At 64.6% G+C, this 24,700-nt stretch carries 18 protein-coding genes and 1 pseudogene; 14 read left to right on the forward strand and 5 right to left on the reverse strand.

The window, feature by feature from the left end:
* Positions 1 to 279: 279 nt before the first annotated feature.
* Both ACZYOF_RS31445 and galE read right to left on the reverse strand, forming a co-directional pair.
* The gene (locus ACZYOF_RS31445; protein ID WP_463718184.1) at positions 280 to 2,088 is read right to left on the reverse strand and encodes an ABC transporter ATP-binding protein; all 1,809 of its coding nucleotides are present in this window, start codon (positions 2,086 to 2,088) and stop codon (positions 280 to 282) included.
* Between the two features lie 123 nt (positions 2,089 to 2,211).
* Positions 2,212 to 3,225, reverse strand: a complete 1,014-nt coding sequence (galE, locus tag ACZYOF_RS31450) for a UDP-glucose 4-epimerase GalE (RefSeq protein ID WP_463718185.1) — start codon at positions 3,223 to 3,225, stop codon at positions 2,212 to 2,214.
* Between the two features lie 126 nt (positions 3,226 to 3,351).
* Between galE and ACZYOF_RS31455 the strand changes: the two genes are divergently transcribed.
* Positions 3,352 to 4,410: a glycosyltransferase family 4 protein gene (locus ACZYOF_RS31455; RefSeq protein ID WP_463718186.1), complete on the forward strand. Its 1,059-nt coding sequence runs from the start codon at positions 3,352 to 3,354 to the stop codon at positions 4,408 to 4,410.
* Here ACZYOF_RS31455 and waaF read toward each other — a convergent pair.
* Positions 4,392 to 5,453, reverse strand: coding sequence for a lipopolysaccharide heptosyltransferase II (gene waaF, locus ACZYOF_RS31460; RefSeq protein WP_463718187.1), 1,062 nt, complete (start codon positions 5,451 to 5,453; stop codon positions 4,392 to 4,394). The two genes, ACZYOF_RS31455 and waaF, sit on opposite strands and share 19 nt — an antisense overlap.
* A 154-nt stretch (positions 5,454 to 5,607) precedes the next feature.
* Here waaF and rfaD point away from each other — a divergent pair, with 154 nt between their 5' ends.
* From rfaD to ACZYOF_RS31490, 6 genes are all read left to right on the forward strand, one after another.
* Complete coding sequence (gene rfaD, locus ACZYOF_RS31465; RefSeq protein WP_463718188.1) at positions 5,608 to 6,588, forward strand: ADP-glyceromanno-heptose 6-epimerase; 981 nt, start codon at positions 5,608 to 5,610, stop codon at positions 6,586 to 6,588.
* Between the two features lie 28 nt (positions 6,589 to 6,616).
* The gene (rfaE1, locus tag ACZYOF_RS31470) at positions 6,617 to 8,089 is read left to right on the forward strand and encodes a D-glycero-beta-D-manno-heptose-7-phosphate kinase (protein WP_463718189.1); all 1,473 of its coding nucleotides are present in this window, start codon (positions 6,617 to 6,619) and stop codon (positions 8,087 to 8,089) included.
* The gene (locus ACZYOF_RS31475) at positions 8,086 to 9,390 is read left to right on the forward strand and encodes an O-antigen ligase family protein (RefSeq protein WP_463718190.1); all 1,305 of its coding nucleotides are present in this window, start codon (positions 8,086 to 8,088) and stop codon (positions 9,388 to 9,390) included. Before rfaE1 ends, ACZYOF_RS31475 begins: the two co-directional genes overlap by 4 nt.
* 82 nt (positions 9,391 to 9,472) lie before the next feature.
* Positions 9,473 to 11,386 (forward strand): SDR family NAD(P)-dependent oxidoreductase, encoded by a 1,914-nt coding sequence (locus ACZYOF_RS31480; protein WP_463718191.1) that lies wholly within the window; start codon positions 9,473 to 9,475, stop codon positions 11,384 to 11,386.
* 26 nt (positions 11,387 to 11,412) lie between these two features.
* Positions 11,413 to 12,633, forward strand: coding sequence for a glycosyltransferase family 4 protein (locus ACZYOF_RS31485; protein WP_463718192.1), 1,221 nt, complete (start codon positions 11,413 to 11,415; stop codon positions 12,631 to 12,633).
* On the forward strand, positions 12,630 to 13,580 hold the full coding sequence (locus ACZYOF_RS31490; RefSeq protein WP_130582527.1) for an NAD-dependent epimerase/dehydratase family protein: 951 nt from the start codon (positions 12,630 to 12,632) through the stop codon (positions 13,578 to 13,580). Before ACZYOF_RS31485 ends, ACZYOF_RS31490 begins: the two co-directional genes overlap by 4 nt.
* Here ACZYOF_RS31490 and ACZYOF_RS31495 read toward each other — a convergent pair.
* Together ACZYOF_RS31495 and ACZYOF_RS31500 are read right to left on the reverse strand one after the other, a co-directional pair.
* Complete coding sequence (locus tag ACZYOF_RS31495; protein ID WP_463718193.1) at positions 13,577 to 14,593, reverse strand: MraY family glycosyltransferase; 1,017 nt, start codon at positions 14,591 to 14,593, stop codon at positions 13,577 to 13,579. The two genes, ACZYOF_RS31490 and ACZYOF_RS31495, sit on opposite strands and share 4 nt — an antisense overlap.
* Positions 14,590 to 15,570, reverse strand: coding sequence for a lysylphosphatidylglycerol synthase transmembrane domain-containing protein (locus ACZYOF_RS31500; RefSeq protein ID WP_463718194.1), 981 nt, complete (start codon positions 15,568 to 15,570; stop codon positions 14,590 to 14,592). The genes ACZYOF_RS31495 and ACZYOF_RS31500 overlap by 4 nt, the downstream gene beginning before the upstream one ends.
* Before the next feature lie 437 nt (positions 15,571 to 16,007).
* On the opposite strand from ACZYOF_RS31500, the gene ACZYOF_RS31505 reads away from it, so the two are divergent.
* From ACZYOF_RS31505 to ACZYOF_RS31535, 7 genes and pseudogenes are all read left to right on the forward strand, one after another.
* Positions 16,008 to 17,417, forward strand: a complete 1,410-nt coding sequence (locus ACZYOF_RS31505) for a mannose-1-phosphate guanylyltransferase/mannose-6-phosphate isomerase (RefSeq protein ID WP_463718195.1) — start codon at positions 16,008 to 16,010, stop codon at positions 17,415 to 17,417.
* 259 nt (positions 17,418 to 17,676) lie between these two features.
* A complete protein-coding gene (locus ACZYOF_RS31510; RefSeq protein ID WP_282527754.1) occupies positions 17,677 to 18,693 on the forward strand; it encodes a Gfo/Idh/MocA family protein in 1,017 nt (338 codons plus the stop codon).
* 30 nt (positions 18,694 to 18,723) lie between these two features.
* A complete protein-coding gene (locus ACZYOF_RS31515) occupies positions 18,724 to 19,875 on the forward strand; it encodes a DegT/DnrJ/EryC1/StrS family aminotransferase (RefSeq protein ID WP_463718196.1) in 1,152 nt (383 codons plus the stop codon).
* A 43-nt stretch (positions 19,876 to 19,918) separates the two neighbouring features.
* Complete coding sequence (murJ, locus tag ACZYOF_RS31520) at positions 19,919 to 21,448, forward strand: murein biosynthesis integral membrane protein MurJ (RefSeq protein WP_463718197.1); 1,530 nt, start codon at positions 19,919 to 19,921, stop codon at positions 21,446 to 21,448.
* A gap of 136 nt (positions 21,449 to 21,584) precedes the next feature.
* On the forward strand, positions 21,585 to 23,894 hold the full coding sequence (locus ACZYOF_RS31525) for a xanthine dehydrogenase family protein molybdopterin-binding subunit (protein ID WP_463718198.1): 2,310 nt from the start codon (positions 21,585 to 21,587) through the stop codon (positions 23,892 to 23,894).
* A gap of 105 nt (positions 23,895 to 23,999) precedes the next feature.
* Complete coding sequence (locus ACZYOF_RS31530) at positions 24,000 to 24,449, forward strand: c-type cytochrome (protein WP_130583334.1); 450 nt, start codon at positions 24,000 to 24,002, stop codon at positions 24,447 to 24,449.
* 129 nt (positions 24,450 to 24,578) lie between these two features.
* Positions 24,579 to 24,700: pseudogene (locus ACZYOF_RS31535) on the forward strand (IS256 family transposase); the annotation flags it as partial.

Below are 24,700 nucleotides of genomic sequence, written 5' to 3' on the forward strand. Positions count from 1 at the left end.
TCGACAACACCAGCTCGACGGTCTGGCGCTTGTATTCTTCGGTAAATGACCGACGTTGACGTTCCATTCAACACCTCCGGGCTCAATGAGCCTACTACAGGTGTCCACTCATTCGGAGGAGGTTCACCTCCCCCGCTTGCGGGGGAGGTCGGCGCGTAGCGCCGGGTGAGGGTTCTCTCCCCACGGAAAGTCCCATCGTGGAGGCACCCTCACCCCAACCCTCTCCCGCAAGCGGGAGAGGGGGCGCAGCGTCGTGTTGGTTGCTGTTGTCATCATGCTCTAGCCGGTGGCGCTGATCGGGGCCAGCGTGAGCGGGCGGGTGTCGTGGTGTTGCAGGCGGAAGAAGGAGGCGTAGCGGCCGCCGCGGCGAAGCAGCTCGTCATGGCGTCCACGCTCGACGATCTGGCCGCCCTCGACCACCAGGATCGCATCCGCATGCATGATGGTGTGCAGCCGATGCGCGATCACGATCGTGGTGCGGTTCTGGCAGAGATGCTCGATCGCCTCCTGCACCTGCTTTTCGGATTCGGAATCGAGCGCGGCGGTCGCTTCATCAAGCAGGATGATCGGCGCGTTCTTGATCAGCGCGCGCGCCACCGCGATGCGCTGGCGCTGCCCGCCGGAAAGCTGCGTGCCGAGCTCGCCGACAGGGGTGTCATAGCCGAGCGGGAAGCCCGTGATGAAGTCGTGCGCGCAGGCCGCTTTGGCCGCGTCGATGATTTCCTCTTCCGTGGCGCCGGGCTTGCCGAAGGCGATGTTGTTGCGGATGGTGTCGCGGAACAGATAGACGTCCTGGCCGACATAGGCGGTCTGCTGGCGCAGCGAGCGCCGCGATACCGAGGCGATCGATTGGCCGTCGATCAGGATGTCGCCCTCGCTCGCCTCATAGAAGCGAAGCAGCAGCGCCAGCACCGTGGACTTGCCGCCGCCGGAGGGGCCGACCAGCGCGGTGACCTTGCCGGGCTCGGCGACGAAGCTCATGTGGCTCAGCACCGGCGCGTCGGCGCGATAGGCAAAGCCGACATCGCGCAGTTCGATCCGCGCTTCGGTCAATTTCAGCGCCGGCTTGTCGTCGTCGGAGCGTTCGCTCGCGGGGCTGTCGACGACTTCGAGCAGCATCCGCGCGCCGACCAACTGGCTGTTGAGATCGATGTTGAGCCGCGACAGGCGTTTTGCCGGCTCGGTCGCCATCAGGAAGGCGGTCATGAAGGAGAAGAATGCGCCGGGGGTCGCGTTGAGCGCGACGACGCTGTAGCCGCCGTAGAGCAGGCAGCCGGCCACCGCGAAGCCGCCGAGCATCTCCATCAGCGGATTCGAGCGGTTGGCGACCCGCGCCATCTTGTTGGCGTTGCGCTCGACGGCCGTGATGTTCGCGTCGATGCGCCGCTTCATCGTTTCTTCCAGCGTGAACGCCTTCACGGTGCGGATGCCCTGCAGCGATTCCTGCATGGTCTCCAGGATGTCGGCGGTGCCGGTGAACTGGTTGTAGGCGAGGCCCTTGATGCGCTTCACCAGCTTGCGCAGGATCAGCATCGCCGGCGGCACCACCACGAGCCCAATGAACGACAGCACCGGATCCTGGAACACCATCACGCAGATCATGGCGATCAGCGTCAAGAGATCGCGCCCGATGGCGTTGATCAGCATGTTGAGGACGTCGGTGATGGACTTGGCGCCGGCAGTCAGCCGTGCCAGGAATTCCGACGAATGCCGTTCGGAGAAGAAGCCGATGCTTTCGCTCATCAGCTTGGCGAAGAGCTGCCGCTGGTTGTTGGCGAGAATGGCATTGCTGATCTTCGCCAGGATCACGGTGTGGCCGTAGGTCGCCATGCCCTTGACGAACAGCAGTAGGACCGTAACGCCGGAGAGACGCGCGATGGCGGCAATGTCCCTGTCGATATAGGCCTGGTTGATCACCTGACCCAGGATATAGGCGGCGCCGGCGGTGGCGCCGGCCGATATCGCCATCAGGACGAACGCTTGCAGATAGCGCCGCCAATAGGTGAGCCCTTGCTCGGCGATCAGACGGCGAATCAGGATCGCCGCCCCATAGGGGTCGTCGGTTATCTTTTTTGGAGGCTCGGTCATCCGCATTCCCTTGACGCCGCGTTGTTAGGAAGCGGGCGCGCGCCAGCGTCAGGCTTGAGGGACTCCTTGCCTGCGAAAGCGCGTTTTTTCAAGCCAATTTCAAGTCAAATAACGGCTTGATTTTCAGGCCGATTCCGCCTGCTGGAGCGGGCCGCCGCGCTCCAGGAACAGCTTTTGCTCCCAGGCCAGCGCATGCGCCGCGATGGTTTCGAGATCGTCGTATTTCGGCGTCCAGTCCAGCAGCGTGCGGATGCGGCCGGTGTCGGCGACCATGGTCATGATGTCGCCGGGACGGCGCGGCGCATGGGACACGGCGAAATTGCGCATGGAGACGCGGCGCACCGCCTCGATCGTCTCCAGCACCGAATAACCGCGGCCATAGCCGCAATTCAGCGTGACCGAACCTCCGCCGGCACGCAAATAAGACAGCGCGGAACGATGCGCCTCGACGAGATCGGTGACATGGATGAAGTCGCGGATGCAACTGCCGTCCGGCGTCGGATAGTCGCTGCCGAACACGTCGACCTTGGCGCGCTGGCCGGTGGCGGCTTCGACGGTGATCTTGAGCAGATGGGTCGCGCCGATGGTGGAAAGCCCGATGCGGCCCAGCGGGTCGGCGCCGGCGACGTTGAAATAGCGCAGCACGACATAGCTCATGCCGTGGGCGGTCGCCACATCGTGCAGCATGATCTCCGTCATCAGCTTCGACATGCCGTAGGGCGACAGCGGCCGCGTCGGCGCGGTCTCCGGCACCGGCACCTCTTCGGGATTGCCATAGACGGCGGCGGTGGAGGAGAAGATGAAGCGGCTGACGCCGGATCTGACCGCCGCGTTCAACAGGCTCTGCGTGGTCATCGTGTTGTTGCGGTAGTAGCCGAGCGGATCGCGCATCGATTCCGGGACCACCACGGAGCCGGCGAAATGGACGATGCTCTCGACGCCATGCTGGGCGATCACGCCCTCGACGAGATTTTCGTCGCCGGCATCGCCGATGAACAGCGGCACGCCTTCGGGCAGAAGGGCGGAGAAACCGGTGGAGAGGTTGTCGACCACCACGACGCTTTCGCCGGCATCGACCAGCGCGCGCACCATGTGACTTCCGATATAGCCGGCGCCGCCGGTGACGAGCACGGTCATGACTACCTCTCCCCGGTTATTTTCACGGGATGTTAGCGGGGCCGCGATGAAGAGGGGGTTTCGTGGCCTGAGAACTGGCCCCTATGCTTAATGTTGCGTATACGAACTCCTGCAAAGGGGGACCCAATGGGAGCCAATGCGCCGATCGAGAACAATCCGGCCGCTGATCTGCAGTTGATCGTGCCGAATCTGCACAGGCGCTATTCGGGCGTGACCGCGACCAACCGCATGGTCGCACCAAAGCTCGCGACGATGTTCCGCGCCGCCTGGCTCGGCTCGCATGCGCCCGAGGGCATCGCGCGCATGGGCTTCGTCGATCTCCTGAAACTATGGCGCCGCCCTGTGCCGCTGATCTGGCACGCGCGGCGCAATGACGAGATGATTGCAGGCGTTCTGTTGCGCGCGCTCGGCTGGCCGTTGAAGCTCGTGTTCACGTCCGCCGCGCAACGTCACCACACCTGGCTGACGCGCTGGCTGATCCGACAGATGGATGCGGTGATCGCGACGAGCGCGTTGTCTGCGTCCTTCCTCAAGCGCGAGGCGACAGTGGTGATGCATGGCGTCGACACCGAGCGCTACGCGCCGCCGGCTGACCGCGCGGCGGCGTTTGCGGAAAGCGGCCTGCCTGGGGGCTATGCGATCGGCTGCTTCGGCCGCGTGCGTGCGCAGAAGGGGAGCGACGTCTTTGTCGAGGCGATGTGCCGGCTGTTGCCGCGCTATCCGGATTTTTCCGCGGTGCTTGTCGGCGCCGTGGTGCCCGAGCAGCAGGGATTTGCGAGCGGGCTGAAGCAGCGGATCGAAGCGGCGGGGCTGACATCGCGGATCAGGATCACCGCGGAGGTGCCGATCGAGGAGGTCGAACGCTGGTACCAGAGATTGACCATCTATGCCTTCACTTCGCGCAACGAGGGCTTTGGGTTGACGCTGATCGAGGCGATGTCATCAGGCGCGGCGCTGGTGGCGGCGCGCGCGGGCGCGGCCGAATTCGTGGTGGAGGATGGCGTCACCGGCGTGCTGGTGCCGCCGGGAGACGTCGATGCGCTCTGTGCGGCGCTCGAGCCGTTGATGCGCGATCCGGCGGCTGCGGCGGCGATGGGGGAGCGGGCGCGGGCGCGCGTGGTGGAGAAATTCAGTCTCGACGCGGAGGCAAGCGGGATCGCCGCGGTCTATCGCGCGCTCGCCTGAGCCAGCACGCGCTCGGCGATATCGGCCACGTCGGAGGCCGGGATATCGCGCATGCAGCGGTGGTCGTTCATGGTGCAGACCGGGCGATGGCAGGGCTGGCACGGCACATGTGTCTTGGTCACCACGGTGGCCGCCAGACCGTTGAGCGGCGCCCAATGATAGGGGCTGGTGGGGCCGAAAATGCCCATGGTTGGCGTGCCGAGCGCGGCCGCGACGTGCATCAGGCCGGAATCGTTGGAGATCGCGACGCTCGCTGCGGCCATCGCCAGGATACCATTGCGCAGATCGGTGCCGGTCAGGTCGCGGACACCGGCGCCGCCGGCGGCGACGATCTCCGTGGCCAGCGCCTTCTCGCCGGGGCCGCCGACCACCCAGACGTCGAAACCGTGCGCCGCGAGCAGCCGTGCGGCCTCGCCGTAATAGGTCCAGCGTTTACCCGAGCCGACCGAGCCGGGCGCCAGCGCGATCGCGGGACCGCGCCCCAGACCGTTGGCTTGCCGCCAGCGCTCGGTTTCCTCGGCGGGAACCCTGAGTTGCGGCACCGGCCATTCGGACGGGAATTTCGCACCCACGGGCAAAGCGAGCGCCGACATCTGGTCGACCATGCGATCCAGCTTCTTCTCGCCCCAGCGCATCCGATTGATGAGGCCGAACCGCGCCTCGCCGAAAAAGCCGACCCGCTCCGGGATGCCGGCCAGCGTCGGCGCGATCGCCGATTTCCAGGTGCGGAGCATGACCAGGGCGGTTTGGTAGCCGCGGGCGCGAAATTCCCTTGCCAAGCCGAACTGTTTTGCCACCGCCAGGCGGCCGCGCGGCAAATCCCAGACGATCTTGCCGCGGACATCAGGCATGTAGTCGACCAGCGGCGCGCAGAGCGAGGTCGTGAGCATGTCGACGGGGCGATTCGGCCAGCGCTGTTTCAGTACCCGCACCACGGTATGGCCGCGCACGAAATCGCCGATCCACATATAGGGGATGATCAGGATCGGGCGGGTATCGCCGGCGTCCTCGACCTCAATGCCTTCTATTGAATCAATATTCATATCTTCTGTGCGGGAACCGGGCGCTTTTGCGGCCTCGTCGGTAGCCCCTCTCCCTCCGGAGGTAAAGTGAGATGGAATTCTTCCACCGGGCAAGTTGCCTGCACCACCGGACTGGGGCAAAGCTGGCGCCGCACAAATCAGGGCAGGGATCGGCATGTTGCTGGTGACCGGCGGGGCCGGTTTTATCGGGTCGAATGTCGTGGCCGCGTTGAATGACGCCGGCCGCATGGACGTTGTCGTGTGCGACGTGCTCGGCCATGACGGCAAGTGGCGCAACCTGGCAAAACGCCAGCTTGCCGATTTCGTGCCGCCCACGGAGCTTTCGGCGTGGCTGTCGGGGCGGCAGCTCGATGCGGTGATCCATCTCGGCGCGATCTCCGAGACCACGGCGACCGACGGCGATCTCGTGATCGAGACCAATTTCCGCCTGTCGCTCCGGCTGCTCGACTGGTGCACGGCGAATGCGACGCCGCTGATCTATGCGTCCTCGGCTGCGACCTATGGTGACGGCGAAGCAGGATTTCGCGACGAGCAGACGGTCGAAGCGCTGAAGAAGCTGCGGCCGATGAATCTCTACGGCTGGAGCAAGCATCTGTTCGATCTCACTGTGGCCGAGCGCGCCGCGCGCGGCGAAAAGCTGCCGCCGCAATGGGCGGGCCTGAAATTCTTCAACGTGTTCGGGCCGAACGAATATCACAAGGGCACCATGATGAGCGTGCTGGCGCGGCGCTTCGACGACATCAAGGCAGGCCGGGTGGTGCAATTGTTCAAGTCGCATCGCGATGGCATCGTCGATGGCGACCAGCGGCGCGACTTCATCTATGTCGACGATACCGTGCGGGTGATGATGTGGCTGCTCGCCACGCCTTCGGTCAGCGGACTGTTCAATGTCGGAACCGGCACCGCGCGCAGTTTTAAGGACCTGATGCTGTCGGCCTATGCCGCGCTCGGGCGGCCGCCGAACATCGAGTATGTCGATATGCCCGAACAGATCAGGGGCAGCTATCAATATTTCACGCAAGCCGATGTCGATCGCCTGCAGCGTGCGGGCTATAACGGCGGTTTCACGCGGCTCGAGGACGCCGTCGATGCTTACGTGAACGGCTTCCTCGATCGTCCCGACCGCTATCGCTGACGGGCCAAGGAACGGGCCAAGGAAACAGATGTTCGATTTCGAAACCCTGTCGCAGGCGCTTTCCCGTCAGACCGTGCTTTGCATCGGTGACCTGATGCTGGACGAATTCGTCTATGGCGAGGTGTCGCGAATTTCGCCGGAGGCGCCGGCGCCGGTGATCGCGGTCCAGCGCAGCGAGACCAATGTCGGCGGCGCCGGTAACGTCGCGCGCAATATCGCTTCGCTCGGCGGCCGCTGCATTTTTGTCGGCCTCGTCGGCGAGGACGAAACGGGCGCGAGACTGAAGGCGGCGCTGGCGGCGGAGAGCGGCATCGAAAGCCGGCTGGTGTGCGACAGCGCGCGCCCGACGACGCGGAAGGTGCGCTTCGTCTCCGAGCATTTTTCCACCCACATGCTGCGCGCGGACTGGGAGCAGGCGCAGCCGGCGGCAGGCGAGATCGAGCAGCAACTGATCGACACGATCATTCCGGAACTTGCCCGCGCCGACATCGTGCTGCTGTCGGACTATGCCAAGGGCGTGCTGACCGCGCGCGTGATCCGCAACACCATCGACGCTGCGCGCAAGCTTGGCAAGCGCGTGATCGTCGATCCCAAAAGCCTCAATCTCGCGATCTATCGCGGCGCGACGCTGCTCACCCCCAACCGCAAGGAATTCGCCGAGGCGACCCGGAGCCGCGCCGATACGCCCGATGCGATCGCCGAAGCAGCGGAGGATGCGATGCGGCTCGCCGATTGCGAGGCGATGCTGGTGACACAGGGCGAGCACGGCATGACGCTGGTGGTGCGTGCCGGCGAAACCGTGCACGTGCCGGCGTTGCCGGTGAAGGTCCGCGATGTCTCCGGCGCCGGCGACACGGTTGCGGCTGCGCTCGCGCTGTCGCTCGCTGCCAACGCCGATTGGGAGACCGCGTTGCGGGTGGCGAGCGCGGCGGCCGCGGTCGCCGTCGGCAAGACCGGCACCGCGACGGTGACGCCGGCCGAGCTCAGGCGCAAGATCCTGCCGCATGCCTCGCTTGCGGCGGAAGAGAAGATCGTCGCGGCCGGCGGCGATCTTGGCGCCCAGCTCAGCGAATGGCGCCGGCAGGGCCTGCGCGTCGGCTTCACCAATGGCTGCTTCGACATCCTGCATCCCGGCCACGTCAAGGTGTTGACGGCGGCGCGCGGCGCCTGCGACCGGCTGATCGTCGGCCTCAACAGCGACGCCTCCGTCAGGCGGCTGAAAGGGCAGGGACGCCCGGTGCAGGACGAGCGCGCACGTGCCGAAGTGCTGGCGGCGCTGGAGGCGGTCGATCTCGTCGCCATTTTCGAGGAGGACACGCCGATCAACCTGATCACGGCGATCAAGCCGAGCGTCCTGGTCAAGGGCGGCGACTATACCCGCGCGCAGGTGGTCGGCCACGAGATCGTCGAAGCCCATGGCGGCGAGGTGCTGCTGGTCGACATCCTGCCCGGCTTCAGCACGACCTCGCTGGTCGCCCGCGCCCGCGGAGGCAAGGCGTGAGCACGGCGGCGGGCTTTTCTCCCGCAGCCGCCGCGCTGCCGGCCTGGCGCAACCCAGCCGCCTGGACCAAAGCGGCCGACATCGTCGCCGTGCTGCTCGCGCTGTCGCTGCCCTGGTCGACCTCGCTGGTCGGCATCTTCGGCGCAGTGTTCGTGATCGTGGTCGCGCCGACGCTCGATCTGAAGTCTTTCGTGCAATCGCTGAAGCGGCCGATCGTCGCGCTGCCGATCGCACTGTTCCTGCTTGCGGTCGTCGGCATGCTGTGGTCGGACGCGCCCTGGGGCGCGCGCACCTATGCCCTGAGCCCGACGGCCAAGCTCCTGGTGCTGCCGTTCCTGCTCTACCATTTCGAGCGCTCGACCCGCGGGATGTGGGTGTTCACCGCGTTCCTGATCTCCTGCACGCTCTTGGTGGTGATGTCCTGGCTGGTGTTCCTGCAGCCCAGCCTGTCGCTGAAACCGCCTATTGACGCCGAGCGCGGCATCTTCGTGAAGAACTATATCGACCAGAGCCAGGAGTTCACGCTGTGTGCGGTGGCGCTGGCCTATCCCATTATCACCCTCCTGCGCGCGAAGAGATTCGCGCTGGCCGGCCTGCTGGTCGCGATCGCCTTGAGCTTTTTCGTCAACATGGCCTTTGTGATCGTCTCGCGGACGGCGCTGGTCACGGTGCCCGTGATGCTTGCGGTGTTCGCCTTCCTGCATCTGAGATGGCGCAGCATCCTGATCATTGCTGCAGCGGTGGCGGTGCTGGCGGCGGTCGCCTGGCAGACCTCGCCGCAACTGCACTCGACAGCGGAGAGCTTCAGCAAGGACTATCGGGAATACAAGGAGCAGAACCGAGCGACCTCGATCGGGCTCCGGCTCGAATACTGGCGCAAATCGCTGGGCTTCATCGCCGACGCGCCTTTGATCGGCCACGGCACCGGCTCCATCCGCGGGCTGTTCGCGCAGGTCGCGACCGAGGTGTCCGCCGAGGAGCTCAAGGCGACCAGCGACGTGGTTGGCAATCCGCACAACCAGACATTGAATGTCGCCGTGCAATGGGGCATTGTTGGCGTCGTCATCCTCTATGCCATTTGGTTCTGGCATTTAAGACTGTTTCGGGGCGAGGGACTGGTCAATTGGATCGGGCTCTTGGTGGTCGTGCAGAATATCTTTACCTCGTTGTTCAACTCGCACATCTTCGATTTCCACGAGGGCTGGATGTACGTACTCGGCGTCGGCGTCGCCGGCGGCATGGTGCTGAAGGCGAAATCGGACGGCGCGGCCGTAAAACCGCCGACTTCGGTCACGCCATGATCTCTGGCCTGCGCGCTGCATATGGGCTATCAGCAGCCCCGAACGCTGTTGCAAACCTCTTGGTCCTTGGCCCATCCGTCACATGACGCGCTTCTCTCAACTCACGACACGCAACTTCCTGATCGTGATGCATGACGCGGTCGCGACCGCATTCGCGCTCCTGGCCGCATTCTATCTGCGCTTCGAGGGCGATCTGCTCACGGATCGCCTGCCGTTGCTGCTGCGCATCCTGCCCTGGTTTGTCGTCTTCAGCGTGATCATCTGTTACGTCTTCAATCTCACCACCTCGAAATGGCGTTTCATCTCGCTGCCGGACGCCCTCAACATCCTGCGCGCCTCGGCAGTCCTGACGCTGGCACTGGTCGTTCTCGACTACGTCTTCTTCTTCATCGCGCCGAGTTTCCACGGAACCGTGTTTTTCGGCCGCATCACCATCGTCCTCTATTTCTTCCTCCAGGTGTTCTCGCTGGGCGCGCTTCGCTTCGCCTACCGCTATTTTCGCTACTCGCGCACGCGCCACCATGCCCGCACCGATGACGCGGCGCCGACGCTCCTGGTCGGGCGTGCGGCGGATGCCGAGATCGTGCTGCGCGGGATCGAGAACGGCGCCATCAAGCGGATCTGGCCGGTCGGCGTGCTGTCGCCGTCGAATTCCGACCTCGGCCAGCAGATCCGCAACATCCCGGTGCTCGGTGGCGTCGACGATGTCGAAACCGTGATCCGCGAGTTCCAAAGCCGCGAGAAGCCGATCAAGCGGGTGGTGATGACGCCGTCGGCGTTCGAGCCCGACGCGCATCCGGAATCGGTGCTGATGCGGGCAAAGCGGATGGGCCTGATGGTCAGCCGCCTGCCATCGCTCGAGGGCGGCGATGCGCCGCGGCTGACCAATGTCGCGGTCGAAGACCTGCTGCTGCGTCCGACCGCGACGATCGACTATGCCCGCCTGGAAGGGTTGGTGAAAGGCAAGAGCGTCATCGTCACCGGCGGCGGCGGCTCGATCGGCGCCGAAATCTGCGATCGCGTGGCGACGTTCGGTGCCGCCCGCCTGCTGGTCATCGAGCATTCGGAGCCGGCCCTGTATGCGGTCACCGAGGCGCTCGCGGCGCGCGGGGCCGAGGCGGCGGTGGAAGGCCGCATCGCCGACATTCGCGATCGCGAGCGCATCCTGCGGCTGATGCGTGAATTCAAGCCCGACATCGTGTTCCATGCCGCGGCGCTGAAACACGTGCCGATTCTCGAGCGCGACTGGAGCGAGGGCGTCAAGACCAACATCTTCGGATCGGTGAACGTTGCGGACGCCGCACGCGAAGCCGGCGCCAAGGCGATGGTGATGATCTCCACCGACAAGGCAATCGAGCCGGTCTCGATGCTGGGCCTGACCAAGCGCTTTGCCGAAATGTATTGCCAGGCGCTCGATCACGATCTTGCCGCGCAGTTCGGCGACAAGCCGCATATGCGCCTGATCTCGGTCCGGTTCGGCAATGTGCTGGCGTCGAACGGGTCGGTGGTGCCCAAATTCAAGGCGCAGATCGAGGCGGGCGGCCCGGTTACCGTCACGCATCCCGACATGGTGCGTTATTTCATGACCATCCGCGAAGCATGCGATCTCGTGTTGACTGCGGCCACGCATGCGCTGGCGCTGGCGCGACCCGACGTCTCCGTCTACGTTCTCGAAATGGGCCAGCCGGTCAAGATCGTCGAGCTTGCCGAGCGGATGATACGTCTGTCGGGCCTGCAGCCCGGCATCGACGTCGATATCGTCTTCAGTGGGATACGGCCGGGGGAGAGGCTGAACGAGATCCTGTTCGCGAGTGAGGAGCCGACGGTCGAGATCGGGATTGCCGGAATCATGGCAGCCAGGCCGAACGAGCCGCCGATGGCGACCTTGCGCAAATGGCTCGCTGCGCTGGAAGAGGCGATCGCCAGAGACGATCGCACCACGATCCGCGGCGTGCTGAAGGATGCCGTGCCTGAATTCGGATCGAACGCCGCGTGATCCGCCCCTGATCCGCGAGACCACCGATGCAGAAGCCCGGAAAAGTCATCGTCGTCAGTCAGCACTATCCGCCGGACCAGAGCACGACCGCCGCGATCATGGCTGCGATAGCGAACCGCCTTGCGAAGGAGGTGGACGTGCTGGTGCTGTCGGGATGGCCGCGCTCTGCGTCGAAATCGGCAGCCGATCGGCCGGCGGTCGAGGAGATCAAGAACCGGATGCCGGACAAGGCCGCGCTCCTCAAGCGCGCCACCGCCGAGCTGCTGTTCACCGCGCGCACCTTCTTCGCCCTTCTCAGGCGGCTTGAGCCCGGCGACGTCGCGCTGACGGTGACGGCCCCTTTTGTGCTGCCTTACGCCGTCGCCGCCGCGGCCAGATTGAAGCGCGCCCGGTCGATCCTGATCATGCACGATCTGTTTCCGGAGGTGCTCGTCCTGAGCGGCCTGTTGAAGCCGGGCTCGATCGTCACCAGAGCGATGCGCGCCATGAATGGGCTGATGTTCCGCGCGTTGACCACCGTTGTCATCATCGGCCGCGACAGCGAGAAGTTGCTGTTGAGCTATCGCGGCATGACGCGGGACAAGATCGAATTCATTCCGAACTGGACCACCATCGACCCCGCGGTTCGCCCGGTTGCGGCCGACAATGCCTTCCGTCGCGGGCTTGGCGGCCGTTTTATCGTCGGCCTTTCCGGCAATCTCGGCTTCACCCACGATCCTGTGATCGTGTTCGAGGCGGCGCGCCGGCTGAAGGATGATCCCGGCATTCATTTCCTGCTCTCGGGCTGGGGGATGGGCTTCGACGAACTGAGATCGATGCAGTCCGAGGCGAAGCTTGCCAATATCACGCTGGTGGACCGCGTTGCGGATGAAGAGCTGCAGGATTTCCTGTCGGCGGCGGACCTCTGGCTCATTCCTTATCGAAAGGATGTCGCCGGCGTCTCGGTGCCGAGCCGGTTCTACAATCTGCTTGCGGTGGGCCGGCCGGTCATCCTCATATCCGAGCCGGATGCCGAAGCCGCGCTGACGGTAGCGGAGCACGATCTCGGGTGGGTTGTGACGCCGGGCATTCCGGCGCAACTGGCCGAGGCGATTCGCGCAGCATCGCGAACTCCCGATCCGACGCTGCCGGAGCGGGCTGTCGCGGTGGCGAGGAGCTATAGTCCCGAACGTGCCTTGACAGGATATGCAGCCCTCATTCAGAGACTGATTGGATCGGAAGAGCGGTATCGGGAGTTACGGTCGTGACTAAAGACCAGCCCGTGGTGTTGGTGACGGGAGCGAGCGGGTTCGTCGGCCGGCATATGTCGCCGGTGCTGGGGCGCAACGGTTGGGTGGTGCGACGCGCCGTCCGCAGCCCGACAGGCAGCGCCGACGAGGTGACGATCGATTCGATCGGCCCCGTCACCGACTGGCGGGCTGCGCTCGAGGGCGTCGATGCGGTCGTGCATCTGGCGGCGCGCGTGCATCACAGGCGGGAGGAACACACCGTCGAGCTTTATCGCATCGTCAATCTTGAAGGCACGTTGCATCTGGCCCGTTGCGCGGCCGAGGCCGGTGTCCGCCACTTTATCTTCGTCAGCACCGTGCTGGTGCACGGCCGAAGCACTGACGGTCGCGCGCCATTCAGCGAGAACGACGTCCTGACCCCGCGCGGCCTCTATGGAATGTCGAAAGCGGCGGCCGAAGCAGGATTGAGACATTTGGCGCAGGGGAGCCAGATGACGGTCACGATCATTCGGCCGCCATTGATCTACGGGTTCGGCGCCAAAGGTAATCTCGCGTTGCTCGAAAAGGCGATCGGTCTCGGCGTCCCGCTCCCGTTTGCGAACGTGCGCAACCGTCGTGCGTTCGTCTCGGTGGAGAATCTGACATCATTCGTGCTGCATCGGCTTTCTCATCCGGATGGCCAGTTCAACATTTTCCTTGTCGCGGATGACGAGCAGGTGTCGACGCCCGAATTCATCGAGCTCCTCGCCGCCGCAGCAGGCAAACCGGCGCGCCTGTTTTCCATGCCGCGGCCGGTGTTGAGTTCATTGTTCAGCATTACCGGCCGCAACGAGGCCAATGAGAGCCTGTTCGGCTCGCTCGAACTCGACCTGTCCAAGGTCGCGTCCACCGGCTGGCGGCCGCTCATCGGCCTCAATGAGGGCTTGAAGCGCGCCTTGCGCGGTTTCGACCACCTGATCGATTAACCGGCGTTTCTGCGCGAAAATCTATAGAGCTGCCACGCCACCGCGCTCGCGCCTGCGAGCAGCAGAACGAGGCTCGCCGCGGCCGAATCCAATTGGATCGACAACATCGCGAGCAGCGCGAGCGCGACATTGAGCGCGAAGACTTCGCCGACGATGCGCGACACGGAAAATCCGTTGTCCGTCGCGCGTTGGTAAAAGTGCGAGCGGTGCGCCGCCCAGAATGGCTCTCTGTTGATCAGCCGGCGCAGCAGCGTGATCGTGGCATCAGCCAGGTAATAAAGCGGCAGCAGCAACGCCGCGGTGACCTGCTGGTGATAGGCGAGCTGCAGCAGGCACCAGCCGAGCAGGAGTCCGATCGGCAGGCTGCCGACGTCACCGAGGAAGATCTTTGCCACCGGACGATTGAAGGGAGAGAAGCCGAGCAGCGCGCCGCACAGCGCCGCTGCCACCAGCGCGGTCGAAGGCGGAATCTGCGCCCAAAAGCCGAGCAGTGCGACTGCCGCCGTGATCGGCACTGCTTCGGCCGCCGTCATCAGGTCGAGCCCGTCCATGAAGTTGACGAGGTTCACGAACCATAGGCCCGCGATCAGCAGCAAGCCGCGCTCGATCCAGAACGGGACGGCCGGTACGATCCTGAGATCGCCGGGCGCGGCGAACACGATCACAGCCACCGCCAATCCCTGCAGCAACAGGCGCGGCAGCACGGGCACGGGCTTGATGTCATCGGCAAAGCCGACGGCGGCGATGAACAAGGTCGCACCGAAGACCGCGAGGGGGATCTGGAGGGTACCGCTGCCGCTCAATGCGACGAGCGTGCCCGCCGCAACCAGCGTCGCCGCGATCACAGCGATCCCCGCGCCCTGCGGCGTCGGGATCCGATGGGATGAGCGCGCATTCGGCTTGGCGAGCGCCACGCGCAACAGCATCGGCCGCAGCAGCCAAATGAGGAACGCCGACAATAACGCAGCAAGCGCCGCGGCGACGAGCGAAAGCGCGATATCAGCGTTGGTCATTCGATTGGCGAGAGCGATTGCTCGGGGACCTCGATCGGCTTGTCCCCTTGTGCTTTCTTTTCCGCGCTGAGAATCCACACCAGCCCGCCAAATGCGCCGACGATGAACGACACGGCGCCGAACAGCAGCGAAACGTTGACGCCCTCGTTGGCCGCCAGCCCGGCGTAGCCGAAGGCGAGACCCATGCTCGCCTCGCGCACGCCCCAGCCGGCAATCGAAATCGGCAGCATGGTGATCAACATCACCGGCGGCACCAGTTGAAAAATCTGGCTGAACAGCAGCGGCGCGGAAATGGACTGCGCCACGCACCAGACGATGACGACGGCCAGGACGTGGACCAGCAGGGAGAGCACCGCGACCTTCGGCCCACGATCCCGGCTGAACAGCACCTTGTTTGCGATGACGGCGCAGGCGTGGATGTGGTGCGTCGCCCACCACCGCTTCAGCCACGGCCACTTCAATGCGCCGAGCAGCAGAAAGCCGCCGCCGGCCGCAAGCGCCGCAAAATCGATCACGAGCAGCGCCGACCGTCCCTGTGGATCGTTGATCAAGCGATAGCTCCACGGCAGGCTCGCAACGATCAGCACGGCCAGCGCGATCAGGCCGATGGCGCGGTCGACGAAGATCGAATAGGTCGCCGCGCGCCAGCCGGCGCCGGAGCGTGCGACCAGCCACAGCCGCACCGCATCGCCGCCGATCGACGATGGCAAGGTCTGATTGAAGAAGGTCCCGATCACGTTGAAGCGCATCGCCTGCCGGGTTTCGAGTGGCGCGCCGCATTCGGCGCTGATCTCGCGCCACCGCAATACGCCGAGGAAGATCTGCAGGAAGGTCACCGCGACCGCGAGAGCGATCCAGCCCAGGCTTTCGACGCGGATGCGCGCAGCGAGGTCATACAGGTTGACCTTGCGGAGCGAGAGGTAAAGCAACGCAGCCGAGATCAATATCTTGATGGTCGAAAGCAGTATCCGGCGCATCTCGTCAGCGCTTGCCAGGTTCGAGAAAGACGTCAAAAACGGCGCAAATCGGCGCCGTGCGCCGAATTTGGTCGCCTTGGTATGGGTTTAGGACCGATCTTGCAATAGCCGTTCGATCGCTCTTGCGGCATCCTCTAACCGGCGGGTAAAGAGGGCCTGAACGGGGACTGCCGGGTTGCCCGGGTATTTGGCTTGCATGCTCATAAAGGTTTACGCTGCCCACAAAAATTCATCTGAAGGGACTAGCCGGTGTGGTAGCGCTTGCGGGTGGAAAACCCGCCCGCCAAGGGCTGTCATCTACTGCTGGTCGCTTCCGTGCCCCCGGGCATTTCGCCGATGTCGACAATGTGAAGGGGATAGGGACATCGGTTCCGGAGGAACGATGAGGACGTTAACTATCGTCGGGCAACGCGATCATTACAGAATTCGAGGTTAGGATGGACCGAATTATTCCACTGATCATGTGCGGCGGGGCGGGCACGAGGCTGTGGCCGGCGTCGCGCGAGGTCCATCCGAAGCAGTTCCTGCCGTTGTTCGGGACGCGCTCGACCTTCCAGGAGACGCTGCTCAGGGTGTCGGATCCGGCGCTGTTCGAGCGGCCGATCGTGATCACCAACAACGCCTATCGGTTCATGGTACTGGAGCAACTGGCCGGCATCGGGCGCGAGGCGGACGTGCTGCTCGAGCCGGCGCGGCGCGACTCGGGGCCGGCGATCGCGGCCGGCGCCGCCTTTGCGCAAGCGCGCGACAGGGACGCGACCGTGCTGGCGCTCGCCGCCGATCACGTGGTTGAAGACACCGAGGCCTTCGTCGCCGCCTGTCGCGAGGGGCTGATTGCCGCGAAAGCAGGCCGCATCGTCACCTTTGGCGTCAATCCCGAGCGCCCGGCCACCGAATACGGCTATATCAGCCCCGGTGATGGCATTTCGGGGCAGGTGCGCGCGGTCGCAAAATTCGTCGAGAAGCCGGATGCGGCAACCGCGGCCGACTACATCACGTCGGGCTATCTCTGGAACAGCGGCAACTTCATGTTCCGCGCCGACGTCCTGCTCGACGAGTACCGCAATTTCGATGCCGCGAGCGTGCAGGCGGTGACCGAGGCGGTGACGAAGACCGAGCGCGATCTCGGCTTCGTCAAGCTCGATGCGGATGCGTTCGGATCGGCGAGAGCGATCTCGATCGATTATGCGGTGATGGAAAAGACCGCGCGCGCGGCGGTGGTGCCGGTGTCCTGCGGCTGGTCGGATGTCGGCTCCTGGCACGCGGTGTGGGAATTGTCTGATAAAGACGGGCAAGGCAATGCCGCGCGCGGCGCTGCGGTCTTCGAGGACTCCCGCAACAGCAGCGTCTGGACCGACCGCGCGCTGGTCGCGCTCGAGGGCGTCGACGACCTCGTGGTGGTCGCGACGCAGGACGCCATCCTGGTGTCGCGGCAGAAGGACGCCAACGGCCTGAAGCGCCTGGTGGCGAAACTGAAGACGGTGGCGCCGGAGGTCACCGAGAACCACATCAAGGTGCATCGGCCCTGGGGCTCGTACCAGTCAGTCGACAATGGCGAACGCCACCAGGTCAAGCGCATCATCGTCAAGCCGGGCGAGCGGCTGTCGCTGCAGAAGCACCATCACCGTTCCGAGCACTGGATCGTGGTCCGTGGCGCCGCGCGCGTCACCGTCAACGAAACGGTGAAGATCGTGCACGAGAACGAGTCGATCTACATCCCGATCGGCGCGGTCCACCGGCTGGAGAACCCCGGCAAGATCCTGCTGGAATTGATCGAAGTGCAGACCGGCAGCTATCTCGGCGAGGACGACATCATCCGTATCGAGGACGATTATCAGCGCACCTGATGGTTGCGCCGTGCATCGATTTCGTCCCAGATGGCCGGCGAGACCGTGTAATCTTTTGAATCAAAACGTGTCCGGATTTGCGCGTTGGCATTCGCCACATTTGTGACGGCATGCTATAGCGTGTGCGTGACGATGCTTCGGGGAAAGAAAGCACGTCAGGACAAGGGGATAGGGCTGCGGCCTGATTCGGTGAATCAGGCTGGTCCGGGGAAGAACGCGCAGCCGATGGGCGCCACCAAAAGTCTGTTGGGGTAACCACATGAGTTCCAAAGGGTCGGGGTTGGCCGCAAAAGCCGGGATCAGGCGTGCCTTGCGCGTCGGGGTGATCGGTGCGGGGGTCATGGGCAGCAACCATGCACGCGTGCTGGCGGGATTGCCCGAGGTCACGCTGGTTGGGATCGTCGATCCCCTGGCTGAACATCGCGCACGCGCCGTTGCGCTGGTCGGCTGCCGGGCGTTTGCGACGCTCGATGAACTGCTCGCCGAAGGCGTCGATGCCGTGACGATCGCGGCGCCGACCCATCTGCATCACGAGATCGCGCTCACCTGTATCGCGCAGAACGTCCATATCCTGGTCGAGAAGCCCGTCGCCTCCACGGTCGAGGAGGGCAACGACATCGTCACCGCCGCGCGGGAGGCCGGCGTGACGCTGATGGTCGGCCACGTCGAACGCTTCAACCCGGCGGTGGCCGCGATCAAGCAGGCGATATCGGGCGAAGACATCCTCTCGATCGGCATCACCCGCGTCGGTCCGTTTCCTCCGCGCATGTCCAATGTCGGCGTCGTCATCGATCTGGCCGTGCACGACATCGATCTGATCCGCTGGTTCACCGAGTCTGAAATCGTCGACGTGCAGCCGCAGCTCTCGAGCGCCGTGGCCGAGCGCGAGGACATCGCGCTGTTGCAATTCCGTACCGCCTCCGGCGTGCTCGCGCATATCAACACCAACTGGCTGACGCCGTTCAAGGCGCGCAGCGTCACGGTCGCAACGCGCGGCAAATATGTGATGGGCGATCTCCTGACCCGGCAGGTCACCGAGTGCTTCGGCTTCAAGCCCGACGGCAGCTATTCGATGCGGCATTTGCCGGTTGGCCACGACGAACCGTTGCGCGCCGAATTGATTGCGTTCCTCGACGCGGTGAGGAGCGGCAAGGAGCCGGCGGTATCCGGCAACGAGGGCGTCGCGAGCCTCGAGATCGCGATCAAATGTCTGGAAGCGCCGGCCACGCCCGCCGCGACCATCGCTCGCAAGGCCCCGCGCCGCGTCGCCGGCTGACAGTCTTACTCACGCGTCCCGCAAGGTCCCATGAACCAGCATATGCGCCCAGAACCTATTCCCTTCATCGACCTTGCCGCGCAGCGCCGCCGGCTTGGCACCTCCGTCGATGAGGCGGTCTCCCGCGTGCTCTCCCATTGCCAGTTCATCAATGGGCCAGAAGTGTCGGCGCTGGAGGCCGAACTCGCAAAGTTCTCGGGCGCAAAACATGTGGTGGCCTGCGCCAGCGGCACCGACGCGCTCCTGATGGTGCTGATGGCCAAGAAGGTCGGCCCGGGCGATGCGGTGCTGTGCCCGTCCTTCACGTTCTGCGCGACCGGCGAATCGGTGGCGCTGACTGGTGCTACGCCGGTTTTCGTCGACGTCGATGAGGCGACGTTCAACATGGATGCCGCCTCGCTGAAGCGAGGCATTGCGACCGCGAAGGCGCGAGGCCTCAAGCCCGTCGGCGTCATTCCGGTCGACCTGTTCGGGCAGAGCGCCGATCATGATGCGATCGCCGCGGTCGCCAAGGCCGAGGGCCTGTTCGTGCTCGATGACGCGGCCCAGGGCTTTGGCGCCAGCTACAAGGGGCGGCGGATCGGCACCTTTGGCCTGGCGACTACGACCAGCTTCTTCCCGGCAAAGCCCCTCGGCTGCTTCGGCGATGGCGGCGCGATCTTCACAGACGATGAGGAGCTTGCGCAAACGCTGCGCAGCATCCGCGTGCACGGCCAGGGCTCCGACAAATACGACAACGTGCGCCTCGGCCTGACCGGCCGGCTCGACACCATGCAGGCGGCCGTGCTGCTCGAGAAGCTCAAGATATTCGAGGACGAGATCGCCGCGCGCAATGAGGTTGCGGAGCGCTATGCGCGCGGGCTCGGCAATGTCGTGACCGTGCCGCGTCTCGCCGCCGGCTGCAGCTCGATCTGGGCGTGCTACACCATCCGCCTGCCCGAGGGCACCGACCGTGACGGCTTTGCCGCCGCGCTGAAGGCGCAGGGCGTTCCGACCGCGATCTATTATACGAAATCGATGCATCAGCAGACCGCCTACCGCGACTTCCCGGTGGCGGAGGGCGGCCTGCCGGTCAGCGAACGGCTTTCGAACGACGTCGTCAGCCTGCCGATTCACGCCTATCTCGACGAGGCGACGCAGGGGCGAATCATCGAGGCTGTGCGCGGCGCGCTTTCGTCCTGATTTCGCCGTTTTGCGGCGCCGGTCCTTGGGCTAGAACCGGCGCATGCTTGGACGCATCTTCACGGTCGGCGGCTACACCCTGCTTTCGCGGCTGACGGGCCTTGCGCGCGACATCATGCTCGCCGCGATCCTCGGCGCGGGACCGATTGCCGACGCCTTCCTGGTGGCCTGGCGCCTGCCGAACAATTTTCGTGCGATCTTCGCCGAGGGCGCGTTCAACACCGCGTTCGTCCCGGCTTACGCCCATGTCCGCGGCAAGGGCGGCGACACGTCCGCGCGCCTGTTCGCCGACCGCATCTTTACGCTTCTGTTCCTGTCGCAGCTCATCCTGCTGGCGCTGGCCTGGGCCTTCATGCCGCAGGCGCTGCGCGTTCTGGCCCCCGGCTTCACCGATGACGCCGAGCAGCGACAGCTTGCGATCGAGCTGACGCGCATCACCTTTCCGTATCTGCTGCTGATCACGATGGTGACGCTCTATGGCGGCATGCTCAACGTGATGCAGCGCTTTGCCAGCGCCGCCGGGGCGTCGATCCTCCTCAATCTGTCGATGATGGCGACGCTGGCGCTCGCGGCCTTCTTCCCGAGTGCAGGTCACGCTGCAGCCTGGGGCGTGCTGATCTCCGGCTTCCTGCAATATTTCCTGCTCGCGGGCGATCTGGCGAGGCACGGCACGCTGCCGCGCTTTGCCATGCCGCGGCTCGACGAGGACGTCCGCGCCTTTTTCCGCGCGATCGGGCCGGCGACGCTGGGCTCGATGGGCACGCAGGTCGCCGTGTTCGCCGACACCATCATCGCGACGTTCCTCGCGGCCGGCGCGCTGTCGGCGCTCTATTACGCCGAGCGGCTTTATCAACTGCCGATCGGCGTGATCGGGATTGCCGTCGGCACCGTGCTGCTGCCGGAAATGTCGCGGCGGATCACCGCACAGGATGTGGCGGGGGCTGCGGGTGCGCAGCGCCGCGCGTTTGATTTCACCTTGCTTGCCACCGTGCCCTTTGTCGCGGCTTTCCTCACCGTGCCCGATATCATCGTGCGCGCGGCGTTTGCGCGCGGCGCCTTCACCAAAGCCGACGCCGCGGCGGCCGCCGCGACATTGGCGGCCTATTCGATCGGCCTGATCCCGTTCGTGATGATCCGCAGTGCGGTTGCGACGTTCTATGCACGCAAGGATACGGCAACGCCGGTGAAGGCGTCGCTGACCGGGTTGGGGGCCAATCTGCTGCTGAAGATCGGCCTGATGGCCCCGCTCGCCCAGATCGGGCTTGCGCTCGCCACCGCGGTCGGAGCCTGGATCAACCTGTTGCTGGTGCTCGGCTTTGCGGTGCGCGCCGGCTATCTTGAGCTCGATCGCCTGATGATGCTGACCTTTGCGAAGTTCGCCGTCTCCGGCCTCGTGCTCGCGGGGGCGCTTTGGTGGACCGAGCGATTCGCGGCCGTCTATTTCGCACAGATGCATGTGCTGCGTGACGAAACCATCCTTGCGCTCCTGATTGCAGTCGGCGCCTTCGTCTATGGATTTTCCATCCTGGTGCTGTTCGGGCGCGGATGGCTCTTCGCCCTGCGGCGCGGATAGTTTTCAAGTCAAATCAGCTTTTTGTTGCGGTGCTTCCAAGCACCGCAATTCGCGGTTTGCGCTTCTTTCCCAACCGCGCCAATATGGCGGGAAACACGCCAACATGGCGTGGACAACAACGACAATTGGAGTGACGATGGCAGCCCCCATCAAATTCGGCGTCGGCCAGAGTGTACGCCGCAAGGAAGACGACGCGCTCATTCGCGGCATGGGCCGCTACACCGACGACGTCGCGCCGCAGCCGGCGTTGCATTCGCTGGTGCTGCGCTCGCCGCATGCGCATGCGAAGTTCACCATCGATGTCACCAAGGCGCGCGGCCTGCCGGGCGTCAGCCTGATCCTGACTGCGGCCGAGGTCGGCGACCTCGGCGATCTGCCATGCCTGTTCAACCTGGAGACCGACCCGTTCACCGGTCCACCCTATCCGATCCTGGCCAAGGACGAAGTGCGCCATGTCGGCGACGCCGTCGCCTTCGTCGTCGCCGAGACGATCGACCAGGCGCGCGACGCGATCGAGGCGATCGACGTGCAGTGGACGCCGCTGCCGGCCGTGATCGGCGTCGTCAACGCCGTGAAGCCGGGCGCACCGCAGGTGTGGCCCGACAAGCCGGGCAACGTGCTGTTCGACGTCTCGATCGGCGACAAGAAGGCGACTGAGGAAGCCTTTGCCAAGGCGCATGCGGTCGCGGAAATCTCGATCGTCAATCCGCGCATCGTCACCAACTTCATGGAGACGCGTGCGGCGGTCGCCGAGTATGACGCCAAGAAGGATCATCTGACGCTGACGATCGGCAGCCAGGGCAGCCATCGCCTGCGCGACATCCTCTGCCAGAACATCCTGAAGATCCCGGTCGAGAACATGCGGGTGATCTGCCCCGATGTCGGCGGCGGCTTCGGCACCAAGCTGTTTCCCTACCGCGAATATGCGCTGATCGCGGTCGCCGCGCGGCAGTTGAAGAAGACCGTCAAATGGACGGCTGACCGTGCCGACCACTTCATGGGCGACTCGCAGGGGCGCGACAACGTCACGACCGCGCGAATGGCGCTCGCCGAGGACGGCAAGTTCCTAGGCATGGACGTCGACCTGATGGGCGACATGGGCGGCTATCTCTCGACCTTCGGCCCGTATATTCCGCATGGCGGCGCCGGCATGCTGCCGGGCCTCTATGACATCCAGGCTTTCCATTGCCGCGTCCGCACCGTGTTCACCAACACCGTGCCGGTCGATGCCTATCGCGGCGCCGGACGGCCGGAGGCGGCTTACGTCGTCGAACGCCTGGTTGATGCGACCGCGCGAAAACTCGACATGACGCCGGATGCGATCCGCCGCAAGAACTTCATTCCGCCGAAGGCGCTGCCCTACAAGACCGCGACCGGGAAGGTCTATGACTCCGGCGACTTCGCCGCGCATATGAAGCGCGCGATGGAGATCGCGGAGTGGAAGGAATTTCCCAAGCGCGCCAAGGCGGCGAAGAAGAACGGTCTGGTGCGCGGCATCGGGCTTGCAACCTATGTCGAGATCTGCGGCACAATGGGCGAGGAGACCGCGAATGTCGCGCTCGACCCCAATGGTGACGTCTCGATCCTGATCGGCACGCAATCGAGCGGGCAGGGCCACCAGACCGCCTATGCGCAGCTCGTTGCCGAACAGTTCGGCCTGCCGCCCGAGCGCGTCCACATCCTGCAGGGCGACACCGACAAGATCGCAACGGGTCTTGGCACCGGCGGCTCGGCTTCGATCCCGTCGGGCGGCGTCAGCGTGCAGCGCGCCACCGCCGCGCTCGGCGACAGACTGAAGGAGATCGCGGCGCAGGCGTTGGAAGCAAGCGCCGGCGACCTCGAGATATCAGACGGTGTGATCCGCATCGCCGGCACCGACCGCTCGATCAGCTTTGCCGATCTCGCCAAGCGTCCCGGCGTCGATCCGTCGAAGCTGAACGCCAGCGCGACCTTCGCCAGTGCCGACGGCACCTATCCGAACGGCACGCATCTGGCCGAAGTCGAGATCGATCCGGCGACCGGCATCATCAAGATCGTGAACTACGTCATCGTCGATGACTTCGGCGTGACACTGAACCCGCTGCTGCTCGCGGGTCAGGTTCACGGCGGCGCGATGCAGGGTATCGGGCAGGCGCTGATGGAGCAGGCGGTCTATAGCGCAACCGACGGCCAACTCGTCACCGGCACCTTCATGGACTATGCGGTGCCGCGCGCTTCCGACGGCCCGTCCTTCGTGTTCGAAACCCACAACGTGCCCTGTGCGACCAATCCGCTTGGCGTCAAGGGCGCGGGTGAGGCCGGCGCGATCGGCTCGTGTCCGGCAATCGTCAACGCGATCGTCGAAGGCCTGTGGCGCGAATACAAGATCGACCACATCGATATGCCCGCCACCCCCGAGCGGGTCTGGATCGCGATCCGCGAGGCGCAGCGACGCCATAATCTCTGATGACGATCTCGTAGCGCGGGAATAAATCCCCGCGCACGGGTTCTACTGGAGAAGCGGCGGTAGGGGCACGTCCGGCAAAAGCTTCACGAAAAGGAGAATTCGCCGATGAAGCGGATGGTTATGGTGGTGTGCGGCGTGCTGCTCGGTGCAAGCGCTGTCATGGCTCAGCAGGAGATCGCCGTTCAGCAGGATAACCTGATGCGGTCGCAGGCGAAGAGCATGTACACCGTGATCGGGAAAATGGTGAAGGGCGATATCCCGTACGACCAGAAGGCGGTCGATACGGCGCTCTCCGATCTCGAAACGAACGTCGCGAAGATCGCGACCGTCTTTGCCACCAACCCAAAGGAAGACGTGAAGGATGCCCACTACACGTCGTCGCCCAAGATCTGGCAGAACAAGGCCGATTTTGATTCCAAGATCCCGCCGGTCACGAAGGCGATCGCCGACTTCAAGGGCAAGGTCAAGAATCTCGATCAGTTGAAGGTGGCCTACACCGCCATCAACGATCGCTGCGGCGGGTGTCACGACACCTATCGTGTCAAATTGAAGTGACGGGAGGTTTCACCTCTCCCGCTTGCGGGGTAGTGTGCGGAAGGTTCTGCAAAAGCTGAGAGGCTGAAGCGGTCATGGTAAGTCCGGTGATTGCGAAGATCACCGCTCATAGAGGAGCTTGGATCCGCCATGACCGTGACGAAGATTAGGACGGACGTCTCTGCAGTCAAAGAGTTGTTGAGGTCGGACAAGGAGTTCCTGAAGCCGCTGATCCAGGGTGCGGTGCAGGAGATTCTCGAAGCCGAGATGAC

Source organism: Bradyrhizobium sp. LeoA1Lang (assembly GCF_055413685.1).